Annotated in this window: 7 protein-coding genes; 1 reads left to right on the top strand and 6 read right to left on the bottom strand. The window is 66.2% G+C overall.

Going from position 1 to position 7,560, the window contains the following annotated elements; translation table 11 throughout:
• Positions 1-136: 136 nt before the first annotated feature.
• From GM910_RS20325 to GM910_RS20300, 6 genes are all read right to left on the bottom strand, one after another.
• Entirely contained in the window at positions 137-601 is a 465-nt protein-coding gene (locus tag GM910_RS20325; RefSeq protein ID WP_159590613.1) for an SRPBCC family protein, read from the bottom strand.
• Positions 598-951 (bottom strand): ArsR/SmtB family transcription factor, encoded by a 354-nt coding sequence (locus GM910_RS20320; RefSeq protein ID WP_159590611.1) that lies wholly within the window; start codon positions 949-951, stop codon positions 598-600. The genes GM910_RS20325 and GM910_RS20320 overlap by 4 nt, the downstream gene beginning before the upstream one ends.
• Positions 948-1,631, bottom strand: coding sequence for a glutathione S-transferase family protein (locus GM910_RS20315; RefSeq protein ID WP_159590609.1), 684 nt, complete (start codon positions 1,629-1,631; stop codon positions 948-950). Before GM910_RS20315 ends, GM910_RS20320 begins: the two co-directional genes overlap by 4 nt.
• Positions 1,632-1,939: 308 nt before the next feature.
• Positions 1,940-2,293: a DUF1428 domain-containing protein gene (locus GM910_RS20310; RefSeq protein WP_159590607.1), complete on the bottom strand. Its 354-nt coding sequence runs from the start codon at positions 2,291-2,293 to the stop codon at positions 1,940-1,942.
• A gap of 62 nt (positions 2,294-2,355) precedes the next feature.
• A complete protein-coding gene (locus GM910_RS20305; RefSeq protein WP_159590605.1) occupies positions 2,356-4,305 on the bottom strand; it encodes a DUF5054 domain-containing protein in 1,950 nt (649 codons plus the stop codon).
• Positions 4,306-4,688: 383 nt separating this feature from the next.
• Positions 4,689-5,705, bottom strand: coding sequence for a LacI family DNA-binding transcriptional regulator (locus GM910_RS20300; protein WP_159590619.1), 1,017 nt, complete (start codon positions 5,703-5,705; stop codon positions 4,689-4,691).
• Between the two features lie 369 nt (positions 5,706-6,074).
• Here GM910_RS20300 and GM910_RS20295 point away from each other — a divergent pair, with 369 nt between their 5' ends.
• Entirely contained in the window at positions 6,075-7,436 is a 1,362-nt protein-coding gene (locus GM910_RS20295) for an extracellular solute-binding protein (protein ID WP_246226241.1), read from the top strand.
• Positions 7,437-7,560 lie beyond the last annotated feature (124 nt).

Below are 7,560 nucleotides of genomic sequence, written 5' to 3'. Positions count from 1 at the left end.
CTCTCAAGAATCCATCCAAACCTTCTTGGCAATAAAGAAAATACTGATATGCGATTCCCCTGCCCTTGCGGGGGAGATGGCCGGCAGGGCAGAGGGGGGCGCGAAGGGGCGCTACGCTTGCCCCAGCAAACCACCCCTAATGCTTCCCTTCGAGGAAGGGCTGCAGCCGATCCATCCCTTCCTCGGTGCCCCTTTTGCGGCCTTCGAGATCGTCGTAGCCGTCGAGGAAGACGATCTGTTCGGTGAAGGTCATCTTCGTGCCGGGCGGCGCCGGCTCGAGGAGGACGGTTGCGAGCGAGACCGTCACGCGCTTTTCGCCGAAGTGCATGTCGAAGGCGTAGATGATGCGCTGGTTCGGCACGATGTCGAGGAAGCGCGCTTCGTAGACGAAGGCCGGGCCGTCCGGGCCGGTGGCGCGGTTGAGCTCCGTGCCGCCGACGCGGAAGTCGAGGCGGTATTCCACCTCGAACGCCTCTTCGTGGCAGGAGGACCAGCGGCGCTTGGCCTCGGGGTCGGACCAGGCGGCGAAGACGCGCTCCGGCGGCGCGGTGAGGCGGCGCTCGATGGTGAAGGTGGTGTGGAGGGTGGAGCGGCCGGTCATTTCCTGGTCTCCTGCTGTGGGGTTTGGTCCTGCCCGGAAAGGTATTCGTCGAGGCGGTCGAACTGGCGGTTCCAGGCTGCCTTGCGCCGGGTGACCCATTCCTCGATACCGGCGAGCGCGGCAGGCTCGATGTGGTAGGTGCGCACGCGGCCGGCCTTTTCCGACATGACGATGCCGCCGGCTTCGAGCACCCGCAGATGCTTCAACACCGAGGGCAGCGCCATCGGCAGCGGCGCGGCCAGTTCCTTCACCGATGCGGGGCCCTCCGTAAGCCGGTCGACCATGCCGCGGCGGGTCGGGTCGGCGAGCGCGTGGAAGGCGCGGTCGAGATCGACGGTCTGCAGCATCATTGCGCCTCCAGGAAGCGCGCGGGGATCGCCTCGCGATAGGGGAAGAGGTGGAAATGGGGCCGGGCCTCGGCGAGCGCGCGCTTGAAGGAGGGGCGCTCGGCCAGGCGGTCGAAATAGGCGGCGACGTTCGGATGGCTGCCGCTGAACGGCAGGACCGCTTCGGCGTAGAAGAGGGCGGGCGCGGCGGCGCAGTCGGCCATGGTGAAGGCCGCGCCGGCCGCCCAGCGCCTGTCGCCCATCCGCCGCTCGACCATCTCATAGGCCGTCCCGAGCATCGCCCGCGCCTCGGCTACGCCGTGCGGGTCGCGGTTACCATCGGGCCTGATCCGGTCGGTGACGATCTTCTGCATCGGCGTGCTGACATAAAGGTCGTAGAACCGGTCCCACAGGCGCGCTTCCAGCGCCTCTTCCGGATCAGCGGGAATGAGCGGGGCGGGGCCGGGATGGTGCCGGTCCAGATATTCGATGATGACGCTGGTCTCGGGCACCGTGCGGTCACGGTCGGTATCGCGCAGGAGGGGGATCTTGCCGACCGGCCACAGCGCGAAGAGTTCCGCGCTCGACGCCTCGTCGGCGAAATCGACGATCCGGCCTTCGAAGGCCGTCCGGCTCTCGTAGAGGGCGATCAGCACCTTATGGCAGTAAGAGGCGAGGGGGTGGAAATGGAGGGTGAGAGACATGGCTTCCTCGCGGACGGCGGCGGTCCGGCCTGCTTGTTGAAAGGTTATCCATGTGGCTAACTAACATCGCCGAAGCCGACGCGCAAGGGATAGTTTCCCGAGTGGGTAACTTTTGCCGTGCGGCTCACTGCGCCGAGCGGATGAAGGGATTTTGTTTGGCTTTCGCCGGACCCCCACCCCTCACCCCTCCCCTCAAGGGGGAGGGGGATTCTGAGACGCCGGCGCCCCCTCCCCCTTGAGGGGAGGGGTGAGGGGTGGGGGTCCCGGCGAAGCCGGCAAAGACTCTATCTGCAGGCAAGTACCGGCGCTTAAAGCCCTAGAAACGACTGAAATCCGCCGAAGATCATGCGCTTGCCGTCGAAGGGCATGCTCTCCCAGCCGGCATTCATACGCGGGTCGGCCATGACCTTGGCGTTGATCGTGTCGCGCTGCTCGCGCGATTCGTAGACGATCCAGGAAAAGATGACGACCTCGTCCTCCTTCGCCTGCACGGCGCGGGGGAAGGAGGTGACTTCGCCGTAGGGGACGTCGTCGCCGATGCACTCGACATAGGCGAGGGCGCCATGCGCTTTCCACACTTCTTCGCCGAGCCGGGCCATCTTCTTGTAGGCCTCGATGTTGTCTTTCGGCACGGCGAGGATGAAGCCGTCGACATAAGCCATGGGAACCTCCTTTTTTCGTCTGGTTGCGGCCGGAGGACGAATGGGGAGCGGGGAAACCGACATCATCCCCCGACGGCGATGCGGAAGCGGGCGGCAAGTTCGCCTTCCCACCACATGGGGAAGTTGGTGCACCATTTGTTGTTGTGAAGGTTGAAGCGCAGGCCGGCGTCATAGGATGGCGGCGTCTTGGGGAAGACCATGAAGGGCTGGCCGAGCGGCCCGACGAGCGGCGTGTCGAGGGGGGCGATCCGGAGCGGGGTTCCGCCTTCGAGCATGGAGCGCGCGACGGATATCGCCTGCAAAGCACCACCGCCGCGCGGTGCCGTGCGGGCGGCCTCCTGCCACAGGCCGGTCTTGAGGAAGTGCCAGCCCTGCGTGTCCTTCGGCGCGAAGTCCAGGAAACCCGCCTCCGGCATACGGTTTGCCGGCTTCTGGCGCAGGACGACGGCAAGCTCCAGCCCGCCGCGGTGGGGGGTTAGAACGTAGTCGACGCGGCGGGGGGCGCCGAGCGTCTCGTAGGCGGCCTCGGGCAGGGCGGTGGCGACGATCAGCCTCTCCCTGGTCTGGGCGGTGCCGAGGAGGCGCGGGGTCCAGGCGGCCGACCGCGCGCTGCGCGCCCGCTCCAGCCCCGGCTTGTCGTGGTCGAGGATCGCCCATTCCGGGCGGTCGGTGAGGTAGCTGTCCCGGTAGCGCGCCATGTCGGCGGCGTCGTAGCTTTCGTAGCGGTAGGCCAGGAGCGGGCCGTTCAGGCCCCACAGCCTTTTGCCGTCCGTCGACTGCAGGGCGCGGATGTCGCCGCTTTGTGGGTCGATCTCGACGCGCCAGGCATCGAGGACCAGGCTCTCGTTCTCTTTCGCGCGGCTCAGGATCGGCGGCGAGGAGGGGATCTTAAGTTCCGCCAGGGCCTTTGCGGCGCGCGCGCGGTCCTCCTCGGGCAGCACGTCTACCGCCGTATCGAGATAGGCGCGCTGCTCGGCCCAGGAGGCTTCCGCGTAGCGGAAGCGGAAGTCCTTCGCCCGCATAGCCTCGAAGTCCGGCCGGTCCCAGGCGGTCTCCTCGCGCAGGAAGGTTTTGACATCGACGCCGCAGGTGTGCTCGGCAACCATGGTCAAGCCGCGGCCGAAGGCCTGCCTGGCGGGTGTCAGGCCCTCCGCCTCGAAGGCGTCGTAGAGCCGCTGCAGGGCGAGGAAGCGCTGGGTCTTCACCGGATCGCTGGCGCTGCCGTGGATCCAGCTGTCGCCAAGCTCGAGGTCGACCACGGGAAAAAGCGCGCGGTTCTCCCACAGGATGGCGCCGTAATCCTCCAGCGTCGCCGCGCGGATTTCGGCGCCCGGATGCCGGTGGGAAAGGGCGCGCAGGACCTCGATCACCTGGTGGATCTGCTGCGGGCCCATATTGTCGTTGGTGTGGGCGAAGCTCAAGCCGTCGGAAAACCCTTCGGGCAGGTGTGTCTCCCCATAGGAGCGCTGGTACATCACCACGACCTCCTCGCCCGACGGGGCGCGCCAACGGAAGAGCTCCGGCACGTCGGGCGGCGGTGAGGCGGTGTTGACGCCGATGTGCAGGAACTTGAGCCCGGCCTCTGCCATCAGCGGCACGATGCCGCGCGTGTGGCCCGGCACGTCGGTCATCTTGGCGGCGATAGTCTTCTTGCCGAAGCGCTTGTCGAGCTCGGCGGAAAAGGAGAGGCCGGCGCGGAAGAGCGCCGGGCTCATCAGTTCCGAATGGGTGGTGAAGGGCAGGCCGTGCCAGCGGACGATGCCCTTCTCGATGGCCTTTTCGAGCCGCGCCACTTCGTCGTTCGAGCGCGAATCGAGGTGATCCCAGATGAGCCAGGCGCCCGTCGTCCAGATGAACTTCGGGTTCTCCGGGTCTTCGGCATGGAAGTGCTCGCCGGTGGCGATCGCCTGCGGGATGAAGCGCTCATGATAGAGCTGGCGCACCTTCTCCGCGTGGTCGGTGAAGCCGATGTCTAGATGGGTCTTGAAGACCAGGTGGATACGGGGGGGCATTCTTATTCCGATCTGGAGGGCAATGGGTTCAGGCGAGCCAGTTGGAAAGGCCGGCGCCCCTTCTGCCCTGCCGGGCATCTCCTCCACAAGGGCGGGGGTTCTGAGTCCTTGATGATACCCCCACCCTCAATCCCTCCCCTCAAGGGGGAGGGGGACGTCAGCGTTGCGCGATTGGCTTCAACGTTGGCGCCAGGCACCAAAGCCTCCCTCCCCCTTGAGGGGAGGGATTGAGGGTGGGGGTCCGGCGAAGCCGAACAAAGACTCCATCCATATGCAATAGCCCTGCCCTCGATCGGGAGATGCCAGGCCCTTCGACAAATCTCAGGACGGAGGTGCGCGCGATGGAGTGGCGTCATGTCCGAATTGCCTAACCGTTCCAACACTCACCCCACCGTCCCACGCACCACCAGCCGTGTGCGCACGGTTTCGGTGATGGCCGGGGCGTCGGGTGTTTTCAGGCGGCGTTGGATCAGGCGCACGAGGGCGCGGACGCGGGCTTCGAGGTCGACCTTGACGGTGGTGAGGTTGTAGCTTCGCCAGTGCGACTGGGCGATGTCGTCGAAGCCGATCACCTTCACGTCCTCGGGCACGCGGAGTTTCAGTTCGCAGCGCAGCGCGTCGAGCGCGCCGAAGGCGCTTTCGTCGTTGGCGGCGAAGACGGCGTCGGCGCCGCCCTCCAGCCGGAACAGGTCGAGCGTGCCGGCATAGCCCCTGTCGTAGCTGAAATCGCCGGGGACGACGACAAGCGCGGGCAGGCCCCGCCTTGCCATCAGCGCTTCCAGGGTCTTGCGCCGTGCATGCTGGCCCAGCGATACCGGCTTGCCGGAAAGATAGGCGATGCGCCGGCAGCCGTAGCCGGCGAGCAGCGCCACCGCCTGCTCCATCCCCTCCCACTGGTCGACGTCGATGCGGTCGAACAGCGTGTCGGGCTCGCCGGGCCACCTGCCGTTGCCGTCGTTCTCCTTGGGGCGCTCTATGGGGTAGGTGACGTAGATCGGCACGGCCCGGTCGAGGAAGCGGGACAGCATGTGCGGGCGCACGTTCTCGGTGAAGACGATCACAGAATCGGGATTGAAGCCGCGCATATAGGTGAGCAGCGTCTCGTCCATGCTCGAATCGACGCGTGTCTTGAAGAGCAGCGTGGCAAAGCCTTCCGCCTGCAGCGCCGTCGTCAGCGCGTCGACCTCCTGGCTTTCCCAGGGGCTGCAGACGTCCGGCACGATCACGCCGACGAGATGCGAGCGCCGGGTCACCAGCGCGCGGGCCGCGCGGTCCGGCGTGTAGCTCAGCTCCCCGGCGATCTTCAGGATGCGCGCCCGCTTCTCCGGCTTCAGCGGCGCCTCGGGGTTGAAGGCGCGCGAGACGGCGGCGCGCGAGACCTTTGCGGCCCTTGCCACCATCTCCGCCGTCGCCCGCTGCTGCGTTCCCTCAGGCTTTCCCGTCAAATATCCGGCCTATCGCGCAATTTTGAAAGCGTGTTCACTTCTTTCATCTTTCCGCAAAGGCGGCCTCTGTCAAGGGAGCCATGCCGCGCGGGCTTGGAAATGCGTCTGTTCCCCTCGGAAAATACGTCTGTTCGATGACAATCCACAGCACGAGCGGGGCTTTCGCCGTCCATTGTTTTCGCGCTGTCCGTGGCGGGATTGACGCTCAACTGAAAACGTGTTCACTTTTCCATTGTTTGGGCACCGGGCTTTCGGTGCGATACTGGCATGGCCGCATTTGCCGCAGCCGCTCAACGGAAATGTCGCGAAGGGAGGGTTATCGCGATGCATATTCGTCAGCATGCCTACTGGATCAGCCTTACAGCGGCGACCGCACTGGCCGCGCCGGCCATGGCCGCCGATCTCACCATCACCTGCCGCTGCGTCGAGGACGGGGTGAACTCCGAACAGGCCATGTGGATCAAGGAGAGCGTCATCCCCGCCTTCACGAAGATGAAGGCCGAGGCGGGCGAGGAGGTGAACGTCACCTTCACCGAGTTCGCCGGCTCCGACGAGCAGCTTACGCAGCAGCTCGCGCTCGATTTCTCCACCGGCGCGGGGCCGGATGTCGCCGGCTTCGACGGCTTTCTCATTCCGAGCTTCGTCGAGGGCGGGCTCTTGAAGCCGCTCGAGGAACTGGCGGGCGATGCCGTGACGGGCTGGGAGGGCTGGGACCACATCTCCGAGGGCGCGTCGGCGCTGATGTCCTATCAGGACCAGCCCTACGGCATCGCGCTCGGCACCGACGTGCGCATGATCTTCGTGCGCGCCGATATCTTAAAGGACGCCGGCATCGACGCCGAGGCCTGGCAGCCCACCTCGTGGGAAGAGCTTCTCGATGCGGCGCGCGCACTTAAAGAGAAGAACCCGGACTCCTTCCCCCTGCAGCTCAACGCCGGCGTGCCGATGGGCGAGGCGACGACCATGCAGGGCTATTGGATGGCATTGCTCGGCACAGGCGAGGAGGTGACCGACGAGGAGGGGCGCTGGATCGTCGAGAGCCAGGGCATCCTCGACACGCTCGACCTCTATAAGACCATCTATGTGGACGAGAAGCTGGGCGACCAGCGCGCCCAGCTCCTGGGCGACGGGCGCAACCGCACCTTCGCCAATTTCCGCGACGGCACGACGGCGCTCCTGGTGGAGGGCGACTGGTTCTACCGCTCCGTCACCGCGCCGGGCTCCGAGTTCGCGGTGGAGAACCGCGACGAGGTGATGACGTGGGCCAGGATGCCGGCCAAGGAGCCGGGTGCCGGCCTGCGCGGCCAGGATTTCGTGACGATCTCCGGCGGCACCGGCTTCGTGCTCAATCCCAACACGGACGAGGCGGAACTCGCCTGGGAGCTTTTGGCCTTCATGAACGGCCAGGAGCAGCTCACCGCGTTCCAGGACTTCCAGCCGCGCATCCGCATCCGCGACGACGTGCCAATCCCCGAGGCGCCCTTCCTGACGGAGACCTCGCAGACGCTCCTGCCGCTCACCACCGCGCGGCCCAACAGCGCCGAGTACAACGCCGTCTCGGCCGAGATCCAGCGCATGACGGAGGCCGTGGTCTCGGGCGAGATGTCGCCACAGGACGCGATGGCGCGGTATCGGGACGCGGTGGTCGGGATCGTGGGTGAGGAGAATACGGTGAGTTTGCTCTGAGGGTTGGTGGGATTGGAATGCGGATGCTTGAGATGCCGGTGCCAAGCGCCCTCGTGGTTCGACAGGCTCACCATGAGGGCTACTGGAGCGTCGTGCTTGCTATCACGGCCAAGCAGAGCGCAAG

Source organism: Chelativorans xinjiangensis (assembly GCF_009812055.1).
Lineage (GTDB): Bacteria > Pseudomonadota > Alphaproteobacteria > Rhizobiales > Rhizobiaceae > Chelativorans > Chelativorans xinjiangense.
This window is presented reverse-complemented; position numbering and strand designations above follow the sequence as displayed.